Annotated in this window: 1 protein-coding gene; it reads left to right on the top strand. The window is 60.6% G+C overall.

What is annotated here, in order from left to right; genetic code table 11:
* Nucleotides 1–89: 89 nt before the first annotated feature.
* Nucleotides 90–1,621: DUF6531 domain-containing protein (locus tag J1G33_RS27695; protein WP_223019171.1), on the top strand; the 1,532-nt coding region annotated here is incomplete at its 3' end.

Here is a 1,621-nt window from a genome sequence, read left to right as displayed (position 1 = left end):
AACCTCTGCAAAGTCCCTCGCCTGATTGAACAGTGCGAGGGATTGCAGATGGTTGTTTTCGTTAGAGCCCTGGTTGACAGGGCTGGCTCTTGATTCCGGTGATCGCTGGCTTTGTGCTGGCCCCCATGGATCCCAAGGCGCCGGATGTCACTCGCGTTTTAGCGGATTTTCGTACCTGCCTGAACACGTTCGACGCGTGGGCCGACAGCCTGTTGGGTGGTTCGGCACTTGCCGTGGAGCAGGTGTTCAAGGTTGGGGAAGACGTCGCACTGGTCGCGCCGGCTTCTTCCGATAAACCCAGCCGTACCGTCGCTCAATGCAAAGCCCAGGGTGGGTTGACTCTGGTGCATCTGTTTGAAAGTACCCGGTTTGTACCCATCGGCAATACCCAAGTGGAACTGCAAGCCCTGGCTCGGGATGGCAGCCCAGTCGGCGCGCCGCTTCATCGGACCATCGGCCCCAGCGGCATTCTCGAAGTCAACGACTGTACCCGCGATCAGCAGTACCAAATCACCTTTTACCCCAATGTCTCCAGGGATCACGTCAAGGCGCTGTATGCCTCCTACACGTCAGTGATTGCCGGGTTGGAAGCTGATCTGCGTAAACAGTGGGACGAGCGTTTCGCGCCTCAATGGGCAGACTTTGCCAAAGATCCTGCTTACAAGCGCAGTGCGATGCAGGGCATTGCCTTCGCTACCGGACTTGGCAAGGCGCTCTACAACCTGTGGGACAGCATCACCGAGCTGTATGACCTGCTCGCGAACCTCAAATCCAACAGCGAAAAGTTGCTGAAGTACCTCTCCCGGGCCGAACTGGACGCGCTGCTTGCGCTGGGTAAAGACACGCTGGCCAAGGGATTGCTGGTGCTCAGTGATGAGCCGCTGCTGTTTATCTACGTGGCAGCGGTGGTGGCCTGGATACGGATGCTGCCGCCGCCCGAAATGTACGAGCTGCTGGGTGAAATCACCGGCGAAGTGTTGATCAATTTGCTACTGATCTGGGCGACGCGGGGTATTGGCGTACAGCTGCGGCTGGGTGCGCAGGTGCTGAGTGGCGTCAAGTCCGGCGGGGCGCGGGCGTTGTTGGAGTTGCTGGCCAGGCAGGTGGCGGGGCCGCGGTTGGACACGCATGTTGAGGCCGCCAAGCCTGTGTTGCTGAGCAGTTCGGCAACGCCGGTCAAGGCGGTACCGGTGGTTCCGTTGAAGGCGGGCGACACGCTGGTTTCGAACCCGGTGCCGGTGGTTCGCAACAAGACTCGGCAGACGGTATTGGTCCGGCAGGAGCATGTGGATGATGCGCCTGCCGTGGCTTCCAATCCGAAGGGAGATGCGGCGGCGCCAGCGGACAAGACGGTCACCAACGGCTGCCCGGTGTCGATGGTCACCGGGGAGGAATTGCTTACCCTCACCGACGGCGCGCTGGACGGGATTTTGCCGTTTGAGTGGACACGGCTGTATCGCACCAGTGCGGTGGGTGTGGATTGCGGGTTGGGGTTTGGCTGGAGCCATGCGCTGGCGCACAGGCTTTGTGTGTCGGGCGATTCGGTGGTGTGGATCGACCATGAGAACCGCTCGACCACCCTGCCCTTGCCTACAGCGGCTCGACCCGCGATCACCAATAG

Source organism: Pseudomonas sp. P867, from assembly GCF_019891455.1.
Taxonomy (GTDB): domain Bacteria; phylum Pseudomonadota; class Gammaproteobacteria; order Pseudomonadales; family Pseudomonadaceae; genus Aquipseudomonas; species Aquipseudomonas synxantha_A.
The sequence above is the reverse complement of the archived record's forward strand: the minus strand, read 5'-3'. Positions and strand labels throughout refer to the sequence as shown.